Annotated in this window: 11 protein-coding genes; all 11 read right to left on the bottom strand. The window is 57.2% G+C overall.

Annotated elements, in window-relative coordinates:
• Nucleotides 1-135 precede the first annotated feature (135 nt).
• A complete protein-coding gene (locus tag ACZO0A_RS01335; RefSeq protein WP_215691821.1) occupies nt 136-1,140 on the bottom strand; it encodes a LacI family DNA-binding transcriptional regulator in 1,005 nt (334 codons plus the stop codon).
• Nucleotides 1,141-1,172: 32 nt separating this feature from the next.
• Nucleotides 1,173-2,021 (bottom strand): carbohydrate ABC transporter permease, encoded by an 849-nt coding sequence (locus ACZO0A_RS01330; RefSeq protein ID WP_294719693.1) that lies wholly within the window; start codon nt 2,019-2,021, stop codon nt 1,173-1,175.
• The gene (locus tag ACZO0A_RS01325) at nt 2,021-2,872 is read right to left on the bottom strand and encodes a carbohydrate ABC transporter permease (RefSeq protein ID WP_291210497.1); all 852 of its coding nucleotides are present in this window, start codon (nt 2,870-2,872) and stop codon (nt 2,021-2,023) included. The genes ACZO0A_RS01330 and ACZO0A_RS01325 overlap by 1 nt, the downstream gene beginning before the upstream one ends.
• Nucleotides 2,873-3,068: 196 nt before the next feature.
• The gene (locus tag ACZO0A_RS01320; RefSeq protein ID WP_417336538.1) at nt 3,069-4,439 is read right to left on the bottom strand and encodes an ABC transporter substrate-binding protein; all 1,371 of its coding nucleotides are present in this window, start codon (nt 4,437-4,439) and stop codon (nt 3,069-3,071) included.
• A 468-nt stretch (nt 4,440-4,907) separates the two neighbouring features.
• Complete coding sequence (locus ACZO0A_RS01315; RefSeq protein ID WP_294779608.1) at nt 4,908-5,924, bottom strand: LacI family DNA-binding transcriptional regulator; 1,017 nt, start codon at nt 5,922-5,924, stop codon at nt 4,908-4,910.
• Between the two features lie 117 nt (nt 5,925-6,041).
• Nucleotides 6,042-9,131 carry a transglutaminase domain-containing protein gene (locus ACZO0A_RS01310; protein WP_486845940.1) on the bottom strand — a complete coding sequence of 1,030 codons (3,090 nt, stop codon included), beginning with the start codon at nt 9,129-9,131 and terminating at the stop codon, nt 6,042-6,044.
• On the bottom strand, nt 9,121-10,077 hold the full coding sequence (locus tag ACZO0A_RS01305; RefSeq protein ID WP_486845938.1) for an AAA family ATPase: 957 nt from the start codon (nt 10,075-10,077) through the stop codon (nt 9,121-9,123). The genes ACZO0A_RS01310 and ACZO0A_RS01305 overlap by 11 nt, the downstream gene beginning before the upstream one ends.
• Before the next feature lie 3 nt (nt 10,078-10,080).
• Nucleotides 10,081-11,085 (bottom strand): class C sortase, encoded by a 1,005-nt coding sequence (locus ACZO0A_RS01300; RefSeq protein WP_302149391.1) that lies wholly within the window; start codon nt 11,083-11,085, stop codon nt 10,081-10,083.
• Nucleotides 11,085-11,963, bottom strand: a complete 879-nt coding sequence (locus tag ACZO0A_RS01295; RefSeq protein WP_486845936.1) for a class C sortase — start codon at nt 11,961-11,963, stop codon at nt 11,085-11,087. Before ACZO0A_RS01295 ends, ACZO0A_RS01300 begins: the two co-directional genes overlap by 1 nt.
• Before the next feature lie 348 nt (nt 11,964-12,311).
• Nucleotides 12,312-14,381 (bottom strand): SpaH/EbpB family LPXTG-anchored major pilin, encoded by a 2,070-nt coding sequence (locus ACZO0A_RS01290; protein ID WP_302375716.1) that lies wholly within the window; start codon nt 14,379-14,381, stop codon nt 12,312-12,314.
• A 55-nt stretch (nt 14,382-14,436) separates the two neighbouring features.
• The gene (locus ACZO0A_RS01285) at nt 14,437-19,431 is read right to left on the bottom strand and encodes a SpaA isopeptide-forming pilin-related protein (protein WP_486845934.1); all 4,995 of its coding nucleotides are present in this window, start codon (nt 19,429-19,431) and stop codon (nt 14,437-14,439) included.
• Between the last annotated feature and the right edge of the window lie 9 nt (nt 19,432-19,440).

The following is a 19,440-nucleotide window of genomic DNA, read 5'->3' as shown; positions in this document are numbered from 1 at the left end:
CATCGCCCCCTACAACAAGCACCACAGGGGCCGGGTATGCCCGGCCCTCAGCCTTCCGGCAAACGCGCACCTACAGCAAGGCCGCGGGCCGCACATGTGCGGCCCCTACATGGCGGCGCTGTTTTTGCAAAGTCGTCAAACCTTGCCCACGCTCTCCCCTTCGATCAAATCAAAGGGGACGACTTCGTGTACGGCGCGGCCGGGTTCTTCAATGCAGTGCAGCAAAATTTTTGCACTGCGCTGGGCCAGCTGCTCCATATCCTGCCGGATGGTCGTCAGGCGCGGGATGCTGTACTGCCCCAGGGCAATGCCGTCGTACCCGGCTACCGAGATATCCTGCGGCACCCGCAGCCCGTGATCCTGCAAAGCGCGGATGGCTCCCAGCGCCATCAGGTCCGACATGGCGAACACTGTCGTGATATCGGGGCTGTGGTCCAGCAGATACTCCATCGCCTCGTACCCGCTGCGCAGCGAGAACCGTGCGTAGGCGTACTGCTTTTCCATCTCAAAGGGCAGGCCCAGCCGCAGCATGGCGCTCTGGCAGCCTGCCAGACGCGCAAGGCTCGGGCGGGACAGGTTCGGCTTGCCGCCGATGATGCCGATGCGCCGATGGCCCTGTTTGTACAGGTACTCGATCATCCGGTCGGACGCCGCCATATCATCGACCGACACGCTGGAAAGGTTGGCGATGCGCAGCGTGGCCGCGCTGTTGGTCAGCAGCAGGCAGGGGATGCCCAAATCTTCCAGATCAGGGGTGAAATACTCCAGGTTCGACCCCAGAAACAGGATGCCGTAGGGCTTGCGCTCCGCACAGATGCGCCGGGCCTGGGCGACCTCGTTGGCTTCCTCGTCGATGTAATAGACGGTCGCCACGTAGCCGCTCTCTTCAATCACGCTCTGCAGCTGCTCTAAAATATCGGCGAACAGCATATTCTGCGTGCCTTTGACAATCAGGGCAATGCCGTCATTGGCCTGCTGTTTTAAATGCTTTGCGTTTGCGTTGGGTTCATAGTTGTGGCGGTTCACGACTTCCAGGATCTTCTGCCGCGTCTCGGCGCTGACGCCGGGGGCGTTGTTCAGCGCCCGCGACACCGTACCGATGGCAAAGCCGGATTCCCGCGCAATATCTTTGATGGTCATAAAACCGGACCTCTTTTCTGGTTCGGCTGAGTTTACCCCTTGACCGCACCGGCCACAACGCCGTCAATGATATATTTCTGGCAGAGCAGGTACAGCACGATGACCGGCAGCACCGTAATCATGATGCAGGCCATCATGGGGGCCATTTCCACCTTACCGTAGCTGCCGCGGAAATACTGGATCGCCATGGGGATGGTGCGGTAGGTCTTGATATCCAGCACCAACGTGGGCAGCAGGTAGTCGTTCCAGACCCACATCGTTTCCAAGATGGCGGTGGAGATCATCGTTGGCTTCAGAATCGGGCAGACGACCTTGAAGAAGATCTGGAGGGGATTGCAGCCGTCGATCATGGCGGCCTCCTCAATGGCGATGGGCATGCTCTTGACAAAGCCGGTGAACATGAACACTGCCAGGCCCGCGCCGAAGCCAAGATAGATGATGCAGATGTTGTAGGGGTTATTCAGCTTTAAAGTATCCGCGGTCTTGGCCAGCGTGAACATGACCATCTGGAAGGGAACGATCATGCTGAACACGCACAGGTAGTACATACCCTTGCCGAGCACGCCCTGCACGCGGGTGATATACCATGCGCACATCGAACAGCACAGCAGAATCAGTGCGACGGACGAGACCGTGATGACTAAGCTATACCAGAAAGAGGACAAAAAGTCCATTTCCTGAATGCCGTAAATGTAGTTTTTCAGCCCGACGAAGGTTTCGGCGTTCGGCAGTTCAAAGGCGTGGGTCGTGGTGATGGCACGCTCTGTCTTTAAGGAGTTCATCAGGATCATGAACACCGGGTACATCCAGGCAATGCACAGGATGGTCAGCAGGACGGACAGCACCGCATTGATGCGGCGGTCTTTTTTGGTAGCACCCATTATGCCTGCACCTCCTTAGAGCGGGTAAAATGCAGCTGCAGCAGCGAGATGACAACCACAAACAGGAAGAATACGACGGCCTTCGCCTGGCCGATGCCCTTCCACTGAGGTCCAGAGCGGGCATAGAAGGTATCGTAGATGTTGTAGGCCAGCATCATGGACTGTTTGGCGGGCTCGCCTGCCGTCAGGGACAGGTTCTGGTCAAACAGCTTGAAAGAGTTGGTCAGCGTCAGGAACGTGCAAATCGTCACGCTGGGCATGACCATGGGGATCTTGATTTTAAAGAGAGTCTGGCTGGAGGTCGCACCGTCGATGCGTGCGGCCTCGATGAGGTCGGTGGGCACGTTCTGTAAGCCGGCGATGTAAATGATCATCATGTAGCCGATCTGCTGCCAGCACATCAGGATGATAAGGCCCCAGAAGCCGTAGGTGGCGTTCAACGCCAGCAGCGACTTGCCCCAGGCGGACAGCAGGCCGTTGAGCAGGATCTGCCAGATGTAGCCCAGCACGATGCCGCCGATGAGGTTCGGCAGGAAGAAGATGGTACGGAACGCGTTGGTACCGCGCATACCGCGGGTGAGCAGCAGCGCAATGGCGAATGCCAGCACATTGACGAGCACGGTGGATACAACGGTGAACGCCGCCGTGAACCAGAATGCATGGGTGAAGGTGTCATCCATAAGAATCATCTTGTAGTTGCTCAGCCCCGCGAACTGGACGTTTTTGACCGTCGTGAATTTGCAGAACGACAGCCCGGTGCCCCAGATAAAAGGCCACACAAAGCCGATGATAAAGGCAATGAGGGTGGGCAGTACAAAGACTGGCCAATAGCGCTTAATGGCTTTTTCCATGGAAAAGCCCCCCTTTGTTTAGATTTCCTGTTGCAAAAATGGAGCGGGGCGGGCGAATCCGCCCGCCCCGCTGACCGGTGATGAAAGAGGATAAGGAGAAAAACTGGAGAAAACAGTTTAAGAGAAATGTTTAGGAGATTTTAGGAGAAAAACGTTTGCAAAGAATTGTAATGCGTTACAGTTGCGTACCCACTACTTACGCAGCTGCGTTCAGGGCAGCCTCAGAAGCCCAGCCATCGACAAAGGCGGTGACAACGTCATCCCAGCTGCCGGTACCGGCGGCGTAGGCGGTCAGAGCAGAGCCGACACCGTTCTTCCAGTTCTCGGAAGGCATGGTGGAGAAGTTCCAGGCCACAGGGGTCTTGCCGGCGGCGGTCATTTCCTTATCGGCCTTGACGAAGACGTTGGGGGACTCGACAGCATTCTTGAAGGGGATAACGAAGCCCATGTCGTTAGCCATGGCCTTGGTGCCCTCGTCAGAGGAAACGCACCAGTACATGAAGTCGAGCGTTGCGTTGATGTCGTCCTCGCTGGCTTCTTTGTTGACGCACCAGTAGTTCTCGGTGCCGGTGCACAGGCCCTGGTTGGCTTCATCGCCGACGCCAATGTAGATGGGCAGCATGGTCAGATCGTCATCGGTGAAGGGCTTGCCGTCGCCGACGAGGTTGGTGTACTCCCAAGAACCGTTCTGGTAGAAAACGGCCTCTTCGTTCAGGAACTCGTTGCGGCTGTCGTCGCCGGTCTTGCCAGCCAGTTCAGTAGGATCGCAGGTGGAGTTGTTGATGTACAGGTCGAAGATATTCTTGTAGTTGTCGAGATAGGTGCCCTTGATGGCGTCGGTGTTGTCGATGCCGTCCTCCTGATACTCGAAGTAGATGGGCAGGTTGGCCAGATGGGTCTTGTAGCGCCAGTCAGAGGAGCCGTCCATACCGGCGGAGGTGAAGGCAGAGAAGCCCAACTCGTCCTTGCGGGCGGTGATGTCCTCGGCCACCTTCTTCAGGTCGTCGAAGCTCTTGATGTCGTCAACGGTGTAGCCGGCCTTCTCCAGCAGGGTCTTATTGGTGATCAGGCCGTAGCTCTCGATAACGTAACCGATGCCCAGCATCTGGTCGCCGTCTTTCAGGGCGTAGGTGTCGCTGGTCAGATCACCGGCGATCTTGGTGCCGGACAGGTCGTAGCAGTAGTCCTTCCAGTTGGCCAAGCCGACAGGGCCGTTGACCTGGAACAGGGTGGGCGCATCGCTCTTGGCCATCTCGCTCATCAGGGTGGTCTCGTACTGGCCGGAAGCGGCGGTCACGACGGTGACGGGAACACCGGTCTCCTCGGTGTACTTCTTGGCCAGATCTTGCCAGGCTTCATCCTGCTCGGGCTTGAAGTTCAGGTAGTAGACCTTGCCGGCTGCTGCGGGGGCCTCAGCCTCGGTAGAAGCAGCAGTAGAGGTGGAGTCCGCGGTAGAAGCGGCCTCTGCGGTAGAGGTGGCCGTGGAGGCGCTGCCGCCGCAGCCCACCAGCAGACCGGCTGCCATCGCGGCGGCCAGGGTCACGGAGAGAGTCTTTTTCGCTTTCATGTTTTTTCCTCCTTCTAAAGAAAAACAAGAGTTGCAGTAGTGATTGCGTTTTCTTTTTCGGAAACGTTTCCGTTTCGGATTGATATTATAATACACCATAAATAGCGAAAAATCAATCGTTTTTTGGTGATTTTATCCAAGATTGGAACCTTGCACAAATTAGAATACCTGTTTTTGTGGAAATATTTCAAAAAACAGGTCGCTTTTTGTCGGAAACGGTTCCTTTGTTGCGCAACCGTTTCCATATGTTGCGCAGTTTTCACGGCAAATCGCACCACCATCCGCCTCTATTTTTCTTGACTCTATCCCCATGTGGGGGGAGGGATTCATCCCTCCCGGTGCGTTTGCCGCCATTACGCGATTCATTTTTTTGTGGAGTTGTAGGGGCGGCATATATGCCGCCCCTACAAAAAGGCAGCGCACCGTTTCCACGGCGTGCTGCCTAATATACTTATTATATACCCTATCTCAGGTTTTCGTCGATTCCCGCATACTGACCTGGTAGCCCAGTTCCACGCGGGTCTCCACCTCGCGGCCTTTGAGCGCCTGCAAAAGCTGCTGGGTCGCTTTGCGGCCCAGGGCGTAGGCGTCAAACTGCACCGCCGTGATGGCGGGCGACGACTCAGCCAGCGCGCTGCTGTCATACAGCGACGCCACGCGGATATCCTGCGGCACCCGCACACCCTGCTGCTTGAGCATATTCATCGCCAACAGGGTCAGCCGGTCGTCCATGCACAGGATACAGTCCGGCTTGCGCTCCAACGCCTGGCTCACGGCCTGCATCCGCAGGTCGTCGGTTTCCAGCTCCAAAAACAGCAGGCTCTCGTCGATTTTCTGGTCCATCATGTCATAGGCCTGCTTGAAACCTTCCAGGCGCGACATATTGACGGTGTACAGCATCGTGCCGCCCAGCAGGGCGATCCGCTTCATGCCCTTCATCAGCAGCAGGCTGGTCAGCTCCCGGCAGCCGCCGACCTGGTCATGATCCACCGACATCACGGTCGGATCCTCGGGGCGGCCGATGGCTACAAAGGGCAGCTTGCGGCTTTTCAGCAGCGGGATCAGCGGGTCGCGTTCCAGCGTGCGGGTCAGAATCAGGCCGTCGATCTTGCGGTTGTCCAAAAGACGCTCCACCGGGCGTGTCTCGTTCTCGCCTACCAGGGTCAGCAGCACATCGTAATCGCAATCCTCCGCCGCCTGATAGACCGAACGCATCGTCTTGCGCAAAAACGGCATCTCAAAATCAGAGAACTGCTTGGAGATCACCAGCGAAATGTTGTACGAGCAGCGCATTGCCAGCCCGCGTGCCATCACGCTGGGGGTGTAGTTATGCTCCTTCACGTAGTCCTGTACGCGCTGACGGGTCGCTGCGCCCACACGGCCATTGCCGGATATTGCCCGGGATACCGTTGTTTTTGATACTCCCAAAGCCGCAGCGATCGTTCCAATGTCCACAACTTTGTCATTTTTCGGCAATCGCGCCATGATTTCATCTCCCTATTGCATTTCACTACTATAATAATAGGTTTGAAGCGCCGCGTCAAGGCGTTATTTGCTCTTGTTACTTCTCCCCCCTGGAGAATATCACATATTTTCCGGCAATTACCTGTGTAAATTTTTGCGCAGTATGCGGCACAAGCCGCGTACCTGTTGCGCGGTTTGCGCGCTGACCGGCTCCGGCGCAAACTGCGCCGTCTGCACAAGCGCCAGCAGCGTTTCCACATCCTGCGGGGCCGCCGTTTTGGTGTGTTCCCATAAAAATTGTTTAAACCCTTCCTGATCAGAGGATACCCCTTCGCTCAGGCCGCAGCGGCACATCTTTTTGTACAGCGCGCGGAACTCCGCCCGCACAGTATCGGCCGGGGTGCGCCGTGCACGGGCAATGCCCCACACGGCCAGCGCGGCCAGCACCGCCGCCAGCGGCAGCAGCCACCAAAAAGCTCGGGCCTGCGGGGCGGTCGGGTCCGCCTCCGGCGCGGGCGTTGCGGCGGGCAGCGGGGTCTCGGCATCATCGGCAGTCGGCACAGCGTTCGCGTTGGCGGCCAGCTGATCCTCGGTCAGTTCGCTGACCATGCCGGGGGTCGTTTCCAGCGGGGTCCAGCCCTGCCCGGCAAGGTACACCTCGGCCCAGGCGTGGGCGTTGTCGTCCTGCAAAACGGCCTGCCAGCCGCCGTCACTCTCGACAAACAGGCTTTGGGGGGCGGCATAGCCCACCACATAGCGGGCGGGCAGGCCCAGCATCCGGCAGAGCACCACCGCCGCCGACGCAAACTGCGTGCTGCTGCCCGCATGGCTCTCGTTCAGAAAATACAACACCGGGTCGGCCCCGTCGGCTGGCTGGGGCGGGTCACTGGTGTAGGTGCAGTGCTCGTTCAGGTAGCTGCGCACAAAGGTTCGTATCGCGTCGGCGTCGCCGGTCAGTTTGTGTTCTTTTTCCGCTGCATCGCAAAATTCTTGCAGTGTGCCGTAGTCTGCGCCGTCGGGCGTCGCCAGGTAGCGGCTCTCGGCGTAGGCCGCGTAGGCGCTTTCCAGCCGGTCCAGCACACTGGGATCCGCGTCGGCACGGGCGGTCAGCAGCGTTTTTGCCTCCCCGCGCGGGAAGTAGTAGAACGTGTCGTCCTGCGCGGTCTGGCCTGCTGCCGCGCCGTCGCCGTCCAGGCGGTAGTAGTCGTTAAAATAGGCGTTATAGGGTGCAAAAGTGTAGGTATCGCCGGCGTGCAGCCGCTGCACGGTCATCTGCTGCGGTGCGGCACCATCGTAAGCGGCCCGCAGAAACGGCAGGTTCGCGATTGCCAAACGGCTGTCACCGTCGGTCTTCCAGCTGGCGGCGGCATTGTCGAACTGCTCGGCGTCCGCAGGCTGCCAGCTATGCCCATCGTATTCCGCGCCGATAAACCCGCGCAGGTAGACCGTCTCCGTCGGCTTCTCATCGGTCGTGACGAGTAAATCCTCCAGCCCTTGCAGGGCCAGGCCGTCGCTCTGGGTCAGGCTGCCGTCCTCGACGCCGCCCGCCGCCGCGCTGACGTGAAAGTTCAACGCCCCGCCGCTGATTTTTGGCAGCCACTCGATGGCCGCCCCCAGAGCCGCCGCCCGGGCGCGCTCCGTCACCGGCTGCAGAGCATCCAGAGGCAGGGCCAGCACCGGGCGCAGTACCAGCGCAGGCAGGAACAGCACCGCGCAGACCAACATCATCCCGGCGGCGGTGGTTTTCTGGGTCGTGAGGAAGTTTTCCACATTCGCAGTGTAAACGGTGGAATCTTTTTTGCCCCACAGCCGCCTGCGCCGCACCGACCGCGCCGCCGCCCACGCGCCGACGCAGCCCAGGAGCAGCAGCAGCCAGCCCACAGCTCCGCCGCCAGCGCCCGCCAGCAGCACAAGCACCACGGCAGGCAGCAATACCAAATCCAAAAGCAGCGCGTCGCTGCGCCAAACCGTCACAGCGGCAAAAAACGCCGTGATGGGCACAAGCGCCAGCAGCACAAACAGCCCGCACGCACCCGCTTCACCCACGGCAAAATCCGCGTTGAAACGTGTATTCAAGCATAGCTTCACGGCGTTGGCAAAGACATCCATGCCGCGCAGGAAGTCCCGCTGCACCAAAAACAGCAGCACCAGATACCCCACGGCCAGCGCCAGCACAGCCCCGCGCTTGGCAGCGGCAGGCAGCGGCGCATAGCACAGCGCCAGCCACAAGGCGCACAGCGCCGCCGCGCCGGACCAGATCCAGGCGGGCAGCGCCAGCGAAAACGCGCTGTTCACCGCCGCCAGCAGCCCCAGCGTCAGCAGCAAAAGTATCGAGAAATCAACGCAGCCACGCAGAACAGGCCGTGCCGCCGCCCCCTGCTGGGGCAGCAGCACGCGGTCCACAAATTCCAGCCCGGTGTCCGGGTCGGCGGCCTTGCGGCGGGTCAGGGTGCGCAGCCGGGTCACAGCCGCCCGCCCAAAATGCAGCACGGGCGGCGGGGTGCCGCCATCCTCGGCCAGCAGCGTGCCGGCCGGGTCGGCACGGTAGGTCGTGCCCAGCGGCTCCCGCACGGTCAGCTCGTCCACCTTGGCCGTCAATTTCCAGTGGATTTGTTTTAAGGGATCCCCCACACGGTAGGGGCGCAGGTCGTAGACGCCGTCGGCAATGTCCTGTCCCGCGCGGCTCTCCTGCTCGGCGCGGTTCTGCGGGGTATTGCCCGCGCCGTCGGCCTCTCCCTCGGCGGGCGGCAGCACGCACAGCTCCCACGTTTGGCCGTCCGGCGGGCAGTCCGCCGCAAACAGGCCCAAGTGGTCCCGCACCGTCAGCCTTTGCAGCTTGAACCGCCACAGCCCGCTTTTGGCGGCCCGCAGCGTCACCCGCAGGTCGGCGCGGCCGCCCGGGGCCAGCATGGCGGCACAGGGCAGCTCGATGGCCGTACCGCTCTCGGCATCCTCGGCCCGCAGCACGGCCCGCAGTTCAGGCACGGTGCGCCGCCCGGCGTTTTGCAGGTGCATGGTCGCGGCAAATGCCTCGCCGGGGCGCACCGGTTTGGCGGGCAGCTGCAAGGCCGCCGTCACCTGCCGCCGCAGCGTGCGGGCGTCCCACCACAAAAACGCGGTGAACACCATCGCCAGCGCCAGCAGGAACACCACAAACGGCGCACGGCTGACCGCGGCGGCGCAAAACAGCACGGCCAGCAGCAGGCCGCAGCCCACCTTACCTGCCATGGGTCGGTTTCTCCGGGCGGGGGCGCGGCACAGTGTGCAGCACGTCGGCGATCACGTTTTCCACCGTCTCCCCGCCGGTGCGGGCCTGCTCGGTCAGGCTCAGGCGGTGGTGCGCGGTGTCGGCAAAAATCGCGGTCACATCCTGGGGCACGACAAACTCCCGCCCCGAGAGGTACGCCGCGGCCCGCGCCATGCCGGCCACAGCCAGCGACGCACGGGGGCTAAGCCCCAGCGCCAGGCGTGCGTCCTTGCGGGTCGCCTGGGAAAGCTCTACGATATACCGCAAAATTTCATTGCTCATATAAATGTTGTCCACCTCGGCCTGCATGGTCAGCAGGTCGTTCTGGTCCATGACCGGCTGCACGCGGTCCAACAGACCGTGGCGCGGCTGGCGGGTCAAAATCTCCATTTCGGCCTCGGTGTCGGGGTAGCCCATGACCACGCAGACCATAAAACGGTCGAGCTGCGACTCCGGCAGCATCTGCGTACCGATCGAGCCAACCGGGTTTTCCGTCGCCATGACGGTGAAGGGCTGGGGCAGCTTGCGGGTCACGCCGTCCACCGTCACCGCACCTTCCTCCATGACTTCCAGCAGGGCGGATTGGGTGCGGGCGCTGGTACGGTTGATCTCATCGGCCAAAAACAGGTTGCAGGCCACCGCGCCGGGGTGGTAAACGAACTTGCCGGTCTCTTTTTGGTACAGCGAAAACCCCACAATATCAGACGGTAATACGTCCGGTGTGAACTGCACGCGGTTCTGGGTCAGCTGCATAGCGCGGGCAAACGCCTGGGCCAGTGTGGTTTTGCCCACGCCGGGGATATCCTCCACCAGCACATGGCCGCGGGCCAGCATTGCCATCATGATTTTCAAAATTGCTTCGGGCTTGCCCAGTACGGCCTTGCCCACCTCGGCCGTCACGGCCAGCGCTTTTTCTCGTGTCTGCATCGGTCAGTCCTTTCTGTGGCGGCGCAGGATCAGCCCGCATCCCACCACGGCGGCAATCAGCACAATTCCTGCCCACAGGGCGTTGTTTTCCAGCCAGATCATCCAGTTGGAGTACGCCCCGCCCGCATCCTCGCCGCTGCCCTCGTTCGGCAGCGGGCTGATGCTCTCGGGCGCGATTTCCTCCACGGCGGCGGTGCCGTCGGGGCTTTCCACTGTCACCTGGCGGGGCGCGGCGTCCCAGCTGCCCGCGCACTCGGCCAAATCTTCCTCATGGGTGGCGGGGGCGGCGTCGGGGTCGCGCTCGGCAATGACCAGGTAGCGCTGGGTGTTCTGGGTGTAGGGGTGGCAGGTCGTCAAGGTCAACAGATCCCGTCCCGGCTGTATCAGTATCGCATTTATGTCGTCCGGCTGTATAATTTTCAGTTCACACACGCGGTAGGTCAGAGTCTCCCACGGCGTGGTCAGGGTGATTTTGTCGCCGATCTGTATCTGCTGCACGTTGCGCAGCATCTCCGCGCCGTAGTAGCCGCGGTGGGCGGCAATGACCGTGTTGGTGTTCGCGCCGCCCAGCGGCATCGAGGTCTGCCCCAGCAGTGCGCCGCCCCGGGCCATGTTTTCGGTGCTGGCCCCCAGATACACCGGCAAATCTAAATCCAGGCGCGGCACCCACAGCGCGGCGATCATATCATCGGGCAGGCCGTAGGCCGTCAGGTCAAAGGCGGGCGTCTCGTAGGCAAAGGGGTCCTTCAGCCCGCTTTGGCCCGCGGCGTAGATTTCCGCGTTGTAGGCTTGCAGGGCGTCGTATAAATCTGCGTAGGGGCGCGTGTTTTCGGCAGCAGGGTCGTCAGCGGCCACGGCGGCGGACTCGGCGGCAGACTGCACAAAGGTTTCCACGGCGGCGGTGCTTTTGCGGCGGGTCAGGTATTGGCTGACCGTCGGCTGCAGCATCAGCCCCGCGCCCACCAGTATGGCAAGCCACGCAAAAATTTGCAGCAGCAGGCGTTTCATCAGTCTTCCTCCTCGCGCTTTTTGCAGCGGTGCAGCAGCAAAAGCAGCAGCAGCGCCTCGCCGCCGATGATAATACTGCCGGTCACGCTGATCCACGGCCAGGCGTCCACCACGCGCTTGACGATGTTGCCGGTGTTCAATGCCTGGTACTGCACGGCCTGTGGGGTGTCGGCGTCCTCGTCCTCGCCGTTGTAGGGCACGCGCACGCCGCGCACCAGCATACGGTGGGTGTTGATGGCATAGGGCGTGCAGGTGACAAGGGTGCAGTAGTCCCCGCCGGGGATGATTTCCAAATCCTCGGTGTGTTCCGGCTCTACGACCTTGACCTGGTCGACCTGGTAGGCTAGGACTTCGTCCATGACGTGCAGGTAAAATTTGTCACCTTCCTGCATTTTGTCCAAATCGGTAAACAGGACGGCCTCGGCCAGGCCGCGGTGGCCTGTCAGCACGCTGTGGGTGCTGTCGCCGCCAAGCGGATAGCTCGACCCTTCCAGATGGCCAATGCCCTTGAGCAGCACCTCGTCGCTGGTGCCCTCATAAATCGGCAGATTGACGTCTATTTTGGGGATTTTTATGTAACCCAGGCTCTCGCCCACGTCCATCAGGTCCACATAGCTTGTGCCGGTGTCGGCGGCTTCGCCCGCCGCGTCGCGGCCCACGGCATTGCTGAGCTGTTCGTTGTAGCTGCGGGCCGCTTCTTTTGCAGCATCGAGCTTTTCTGTATCCATGGATTGGACGGTATCGTCGTAGCTGTCAATGACCGCCGACGCATGGCGCTGTGCCACCGCGTTGCTGACGACCGGGTACATCGCCACGCCGATGCCCGACAGAATCATCAGCGCCGCAAATCCAAGTTTTAATTTGCCTGTGGTATCCATAGGTGTGCCTTTCTGTTCGTGGGGGGAAAAATATCTGTGGCAATTTGCAGGGGCCGATGCCTGCATCGGCCCGCAAGCCGCCCTTGTCAAAGACAGACTCCCCCGGGACGGGGGAGGTGGCGCGAAGCGCCAGAAGGGGAGCGGTGGCCGCCATCGGCGGCCAGAGGGATTCTGCCTCCCTTGTCAAAGGGAGGTGGCCGCCATCGGCGGCCGGAGGGATTTCTCCCCGCCATATCCCCTTTGCCTTATATTATACCCCCATAACCACCATAGGGGAAGAGCCAATCCCGGCCCTTCCCCTATGGGTTTACCCTTCTAATTATCTTTTGGTGTTTGCATCATGCGGTTTTAAGCGCGGTCGTTCTTCTTTTTCATGCTGAACAGCACCGCCACACCGGCCAGCACCAGCAGCACGCCGATACCGCTGAACAGGAGTGTGCCAAAACCACCGGTGACAGGCAGCTGGAAGCCCTTACGGTTGACAATGTTTTTCAGAACATACGAATTGTTGCCTTCGCCGCCATTATACGTTGTTGACGTCACTTTGCCATGCTTGGTTACATTTCCGTTTTCGTCAACGGTCGTCTCGCTCCAAGTTTCAGTTGCCTTGATGTTCAGCTCAAGTTTAACCGGCCCATTCAGCAGATTATAGCCATTAACAGTTTTCGTTTCAACCAACCAATATTCGCCATTTGCCAAACCTGCAATATAGTTCGTATTACGGCCATCACCATAATCTGCTGTATCGATTTTTCCATCTTTACCCGATGTCAAAGTCTGTACAAAGACCCACTTCATGCCGTCGCCGGGAGCCTCAAGCCCAACCTTTTTGTATGTTTCTGCATCGACCGCTGTGCCTGCGCCAGTCGTACTAACTTTTTTGTACAGGTCAAACGTAACACCGCTCAATCCATTGCCGTCTTCATTCGTCTTGTTGATTTGAATGCTAAACGTGTAAACCGCTGCACTATCCTCAATGTGATTTTCCTTGCCAGTAACCGGAATACCGTTCTCGTCGATTTCGTTCGTGTAAACCAGCTTTGCTTTATTGGCGTTGCCGTTGCCGCCAATCGTAAGCTCATTGCCTTCAGCCAATGTAGCGTTATAAGTAATTTCAACTTTCTTCCCTGCGAAATCTCCCATTTGGTCCGGCTTAAACTCAATAACAAAGCCGTTCGCATTGTCAGCATTATCCTTCACTTCATAGTGTGTATTTGCTGTCAGATTTGCAATCGAGATGCTACTCTTATTATCCTTCAAGCCCTTCGGAGAGTCACTGACCGTAAATACGCCCAGCTTATCAATATTTTGGGGGATAGTCACTGTGATTTTGTAAGGAATCACATCGTCCTTGCCATATTGCGCTACATTTCCCCAAGCCGAAGGCGTTCCAGCTACCGGAACTTCCTTTTTCAGGTCAGGTTTATGGTTTGCTAAAGTGAGTGTCAGGCTGGTATCGGTCTTACCATTGTACTTGATTTTGCTGTCCTGCGTGACTTCAAATTCATACTTTGCTCCATCCAGGATGTAGCCGCCCTTTTTGCTGTCGCCCGTATACTCTTTCTCAAAAACCCGATATACACCTACCGGCAAGTGCTCAATAACAAGTTTGCCAGTGCTATCCGTAGTCAACGTATAAGCCTTTTTTTCTTCATCATCATATGTAACGTCAATCCACGTTTTATTGTCCTGCTGCTTCTGCAATCCGAAGCTGACCCCTGCTAAAGCGTTCTGCTTATCGTTTCCTACATAGAACTCTTTCTGAATCGTCACTGTACCCATGGCAGTGCTGTTTTTCGGATAAACGTGTACATCATACAGCCAGTCGGCATTTGCTTCGGAAACCTTAGAATCTTTGGTATAGTCTACCGTCCGCGTCATCGGGACAGAAACCAAAAACGGATCCGTGCGCTTGGTAACCTTCTTCGGCGCTTTTGTCTCAACAACCAAGTACAGACCATATTCCAAACCACTAAATGTTGCCGAACCATCTGCAGTAGTCTCTTTCGATTTCTTGTCTTCAGCCGTCACACCCGTTTTAAAAGTAACTTTATCGTTTTCATAGTCTATCGATTCGTAGTAGTCACTTGGGTCTAGCTTACTAAGGTCTTTATCTTCAACCGTACCTTCACCGCTGTAATACGCCTTTAGCCACTCTACATCCTGCACTTTATATACATGGAACGTGACGCCGCCAAGCGCAGTTGCTCCCTGCGGTACTGCTTGATCCGGGTTGCCGTTAGCTGTATTTCCAGAACCTGTAAAATCATACTTATGAATTGTAATACTGCCAGTGCCTGTTTTCCAGACAGGCGTATTATCCTTGGTGGTTGCGCCTTCCGCGGCGGCGGGGAGGGCGCAGACGCTGAGGGCCATTACGGCGCTGAGGACGCCGGTAAGGAAACGTTTTAGTTTCATCTGTCATAACCTCTTTCTTTTTAAGATTATCGTAGCGGGGAAATCGGGGGCCATATCAGGAACGCTTGCCCCCTTTCCGATTGTAGCGGAATACCAGCACCAGCAGCCCGGCCACCAGCAGCGGCAGGCCGATCAGCAGCCACAGGCTGGGGGCGTCCGCGCCGGTGTGCGGCAGCGTAAAGCCCTTGCGGTTGTTGATGGTCAAACTCACCGTGTAGCCGCTTGCGGCGTTGCCTGTAACCATTTTTTCTTGCACCGTGTTGTTTATCCGGCATTCGTCTTTTTGCAGGGTAAACTCGATTGGTGCGGCCAGCAGGTTGTAGCCGTCCACGGTTTTCAGCTCCGTCAAACGGTAGCTGCCCTCAGACAGTTTTTTAAAACTGCACTTGCCCGCGTTGCCGTCAACACTCTCGGTCGTCCCGGTCATGGAACCCTTGCCGTCATTAAACGTCGTATCAACGCCGTTGTCGTTCAGCTTTTCCAGCTTGAACTCCACGCCGTTCAGCGGCTCGGTTTTGCCGTTCTCGTCAAGGCCCTGCTTGGTGATAGCCAGCTCATACACCGGCGGCACCTGCTTATTGGTCAGGGTAAGCGATACCGAATCATCGTTGTTCGTTATGATTCTCGTTTTGCTGTCAACTTGGTAATTATAGTCACCCAGTTTCAGCGTGCCGTCGGCTTTGTAATCGCCAGTTTTCGCATCTGATTCCACCACGCGGTACTCATAATAGGTAGGGCCGATGATGTCATAGGCATCCATGCCGGGGAACGTGTGTGTCCACTTTCCAGCGTCGTCCTTCGTCAGTTCAACTGCCGTGTCCGGCACATATGTCCAGTCCGTATCCTTCGTACTGCCCGCATGGCGGCGCTGCAATTTGATCCAAATCGATGTCGGCAGGCCGGTGATAAGCTCCTCACCTTTGGCATTCTGCCATGTCTTTTTTACATCAATCGTGATCGGCTTGCGTGCCGTGTTGGTGAACACCACCCGAACGCCGGGTGTCGTGTTGCTGCTGTCGCTCGTGTCCGGCGTGTCTGCAACAATATTGACGCAGGCTTTGTCGCCGTCTGCCGACGGTTCGCCGTTCACGGTGACGCTCTTGATATACTGATTCGCCGGGGTGTTTTCTGTGATTGTAACCTTCGTGCCAATCGGTATCTTGTCCAGCGTACGGATTTGGCCGACTGGAACTTCAACTGTTTCGGTTACTACCTTGTCGCCGCCCAGGCCGCCGATGTTCGAGTACTGCACGGTAAAGGTGTACGTTTTCCCCAAAAAAGTCGTTTCCTCGTCCGGCGGCACCTGTTTGGCGATGCTCAGCGAGCCGGTTTTGACTTTGTTGATGAATTTCACCTTCAACTTGGTGAACTGGTCTGTACGCTCCGGGTTACTGTACGAGCGGAACACGATGGAGTTTTCCGGCTTTTGGGTTACTTTGTAGCCGGTGTTATCGAACGGCTGTCCGTCTTCGTCGTTGCCCCCTTTGTACACTTCCATACGGCCATCATCCGGGGTTGTGCCATCGCCCTGCATTTTCTGCGGAGCATCCTTTACAAGGTCAACTGCGCCATCGTTCACGCTTTTCGTGACGAGCTTGCCGTTCTCGTAGATTTCCCAGGTGGTGTCATACAGTTTCTGGTCGGCGTCCTTTTGCAGATCCTCTTGCAGCGAGATATAACTGCCGCGCCGGAACTGGTCCGCAAAGGTGACGGTTTCGCCGTTTTGCAGGTCAAACGTGCCGTCGCTGTTCACCACCGTGTGGGTCTTATCGTCCTTGCTGGTGGTATACTGCGCCCCGACCGCTTCCTTCAGACCGCCCGCCGCTACCGAGCCGTAGTCCGGGATGGTATACTGCTTGGTCGTAAAGCCGATGCCGGAGCTGCCGCCTGCATCCGTTGTTGCCGTCGGGTTCAGTGCGGCATAATGGGTCGCCCAGTTTTTGATGCCGACCTTGAACTGGAGGGTGGAATCCGCGAAGTAGGATTTCAGCGAGTTACGAACCCCGGTCGCATCGACCTGTTTTTCCACCTGCAGCTCGTTATGGTCCGGGAAGTTGAACGCCACCGCCATGTTGGACTCCCACATACCGCGCTCCATGTAGTACATGGTAAGGGTGTGCTTGGTGTTCTTGGGGAGCGTCATCGGCTTGTTGCTCTTCCATTTGAACTGATAATTCGTCTTATTAAACTTTACGTTTTTGTAGTTGTTTCCCAGCGACTCATAATATAGGTTGTTGCTCTCTTTGTTGTTGCGCTCTTTGTTGTTGCTGGCTTTGATGTCGCTGACGTAGGATGTAACGGTGTTGTTTTCGCCGTCCTCGCCAAACTCCAGCAGACCTTGCGCTTTTGCATGGGCACCGCCGACATCCAGCACCAGCTGGTCATCAATGAACACCCACACATCATCATCGCCGGAGAAGAAGAACTTGATGGGGACTTTCTTGCTCTCATCTTTTCCTACTACGACCTTGCCGTCCTCTGTCAACGTAAAGTCAAATTGCAGTTTAGCACCGTAACCGTAGTTGTACCGGTTGACATGATTGCCTTCATATTGGTTGAAGGGGAAGAAGCCGTAGCCGTCTTCCTCACCATTTACTGTATTACGATTTCGAGAGTGGTTTTTTTCCTCATCATTTATAGGGCTGTCAAGGTAATAGCCGCCTTCTTTGCTTGTATCTTTTTTCAAATACAGCGGCGTCTCGTTGCTATCATAGTACCAATACTGCGCTTCGCCTTCCTTGGAATCGCCGTTTGTCCCATTAAAAACGTTCTTCTGCTTAAAAGGGAACGCAACATCTTTGTAGACCTTGCCCAGTACAGCCTTTGCAGAGTTTTCTCCGGTCAGAAATTTTTCATTAAAGTGCGGTTCTGCCAAATTTGTTCCGTACAGGGTCGGGTTATGATTTCCGTCGCGCTTATCGCTTACCAAGCCTTGGAAGGTACTCGAATCAAGGCTATGATTATTGTTAGTATTACCATCTACATCAACGTTTGCATTGTTGACTGCCATAAACGTATTATACAAGCTATCGCTGTTGCCCCATCCATACAGGTCAAGATTAGCAGCAATCTTGCTAAACCAGTCCCAGTCCATTTCATTTGGCTGGAAATGCCCTGTATACAATGGATACTGAACCTTTTTCTCTGGCGACGACGGCACATAATCCTTGTAATAATCGCTCAATGCGCGGTCAAATTGCTCAAATTCAACATATGCTCGATGTGTTCGAGTGTCTTGGTAATCATTTTCTTTACGTGTTTTTCCGTTCAGCTCGTAGTCCGAGTAGTAGTCATACAGGGTACTGTCGATATACTTCACATCGTTTTGCGGCGTAAAGATACCGGTATCCAGCTTTACTATCTCAGCTTTCTTGCCCTCAGCCTTCTTGCCCGCTTCCGCATCGCGGATATCAGATTTTTTACCCCAATAGCCATCCCGATAATCGCCGCCGTAGGTAATGTCATCGCCGGTGTCCGCATAGAAGCACGGCTCTTCCAGGTTCCCCCATGTCAGCGTGTCCGTTGCACGGCCATTGATATTGTCCTTCGGCGGGGTTGCTGTATCGGAGAACTGTACTTTCGTGTAGCCTTCCGGGACATTTACATACCAAAGGTGTCTTGACTCGGAACTATCCTCCAGCCGGATCATCTCACCTTTCAACGTATCATCTTTGTCGGTTCCGGTCAGGATATAGTAGAGCTTTCCGTCGTTTCCCGGCATTCCGTCTGTCGTTGCGGAATCTCTACTATACGACATATCCGAGAACGTCGCGTCAAAGTAAATGCGTGTTTTGTTGGGCTCGCCCCACTGGACGTCAGACGACCCTTTGTAGATAAAGCAGTAATTCGTTTCGGCGTTATACTGGAATGTACCTACCTCATCCGAAGCAACGTCATCGTTGTAGAAGTTATAGTACGTTTTGCCGATGGGGTGGTTGTTTTCATCGGTGAAGCCGACATAGCGGCAAGAATCACTCGGAATCTTGATTCCCTTAAAAACTTCGCCTGCTGCAAGCGATTCAATGGTCTTTGTCTTGCCGACTGCCTTGTATTCATCATCGACTTTTTCGTAGAACGTCACTTTGATACCGGTGAGAGTGCTCCCCGTTTTGTTTTGAAACGAGATTTCCTGGTCGGTGTAGGGAATCTGCTGGGCGACCTCGGCGTAGGGTTTCAGGCGACTGCCGTCCCATGTTATGGTTGTTCCATCACTCAGCCCGCCTGCGTCAAAGATATGGTCCCCCATGGCATCAATAGACAGCCAGTTGTTAGGCCCATTCATTTGAATGGTATGCTCACCTGATTTTGATGTAAACTTTATATATACATAACCGCCCCATGAACATTCTGCCGATCCATCGCCATTTTTGTATCGCAGACGCACGAAATAAATTGGGCGTTTTGTACCATCATTGGTCCTATAGCCTGTGACTCGGTTCATTGTGCAGAATATCTCAGTATCCCTGTCATCATTACCCGAGCCGCGCTTGCCTCTGAATTCAACCTCTTCGCCCCAGTCGGTAGGCGGGGCAAAGTAGAAGGTGTACGTCGTGCCGTCTACCGGTTTGCCGCCCTCCGCAACTGCATTGACTGCCGCGAAGGTTACAAATTTTTCTTTGCTTTCGCCGTTCTCCTCGTCATCCGGTATCGGCGTCACGGTGGGCGTCGGTTTCGGGGTGGGGGTCGCCGTGGGGGTCGCCGTCGGCACGGGGGTTGGGGTCGCGGTAGACGCTGCCGTCGGCGTGGGGGTCGGGGTCGCGGCGGGCGTTGCCGTCGGCGTGGGGGTCGGGGTCGCGGTGGGCGTTGCCGTCGGCGTGGGGGTTGGGGTCGCGGCAGCCGCGCCGTCCGGGGCGGTCTTGTCCTCGTCGGTCTGCTCATCCGGCAGGATTTCGGCGGTGGGGTCGTTTCCTTGCTGCATCGTTTCCACATTCTGCACAGAAAGGGCGTCGGCGGCACCCTCCGCGCAGACGGGCAGAGCCAAGCCCGCCAGCAGGCACAGAGCGGCCAGCAATGCCGCTGTGCGCTGCAGTACAGAAAATTTCTTTGTCATCTGCTTGCC

Source organism: Gemmiger sp. (assembly GCF_057431175.1).
The sequence above is the reverse complement of the archived record's forward strand: the minus strand, read 5'-3'. Positions and strand labels throughout refer to the sequence as shown.

Coding starts and splice junctions, on each gene's coding strand:
- ACZO0A_RS01335 (WP_215691821.1), bottom strand. CDS start 1,140: ATGACCATCAAAGATATTGCGCGGGAATCCGGCTTTGCCATCGGTACG.
- ACZO0A_RS01330 (WP_294719693.1), bottom strand. CDS start 2,021: ATGGGTGCTACCAAAAAAGACCGCCGCATCAATGCGGTGCTGTCCGTC.
- ACZO0A_RS01325 (WP_291210497.1), bottom strand. CDS start 2,872: ATGGAAAAAGCCATTAAGCGCTATTGGCCAGTCTTTGTACTGCCCACC.
- ACZO0A_RS01320 (WP_417336538.1), bottom strand. CDS start 4,439: ATGAAAGCGAAAAAGACTCTCTCCGTGACCCTGGCCGCCGCGATGGCA.
- ACZO0A_RS01315 (WP_294779608.1), bottom strand. CDS start 5,924: ATGGCGCGATTGCCGAAAAATGACAAAGTTGTGGACATTGGAACGATC.
- ACZO0A_RS01310 (WP_486845940.1), bottom strand. CDS start 9,131: ATGGCAGGTAAGGTGGGCTGCGGCCTGCTGCTGGCCGTGCTGTTTTGC.
- ACZO0A_RS01305 (WP_486845938.1), bottom strand. CDS start 10,077: ATGCAGACACGAGAAAAAGCGCTGGCCGTGACGGCCGAGGTGGGCAAG.
- ACZO0A_RS01300 (WP_302149391.1), bottom strand. CDS start 11,085: ATGAAACGCCTGCTGCTGCAAATTTTTGCGTGGCTTGCCATACTGGTG.
- ACZO0A_RS01295 (WP_486845936.1), bottom strand. CDS start 11,963: ATGGATACCACAGGCAAATTAAAACTTGGATTTGCGGCGCTGATGATT.
- ACZO0A_RS01290 (WP_302375716.1), bottom strand. CDS start 14,381: ATGAAACTAAAACGTTTCCTTACCGGCGTCCTCAGCGCCGTAATGGCC.
- ACZO0A_RS01285 (WP_486845934.1), bottom strand. CDS start 19,431: ATGACAAAGAAATTTTCTGTACTGCAGCGCACAGCGGCATTGCTGGCC.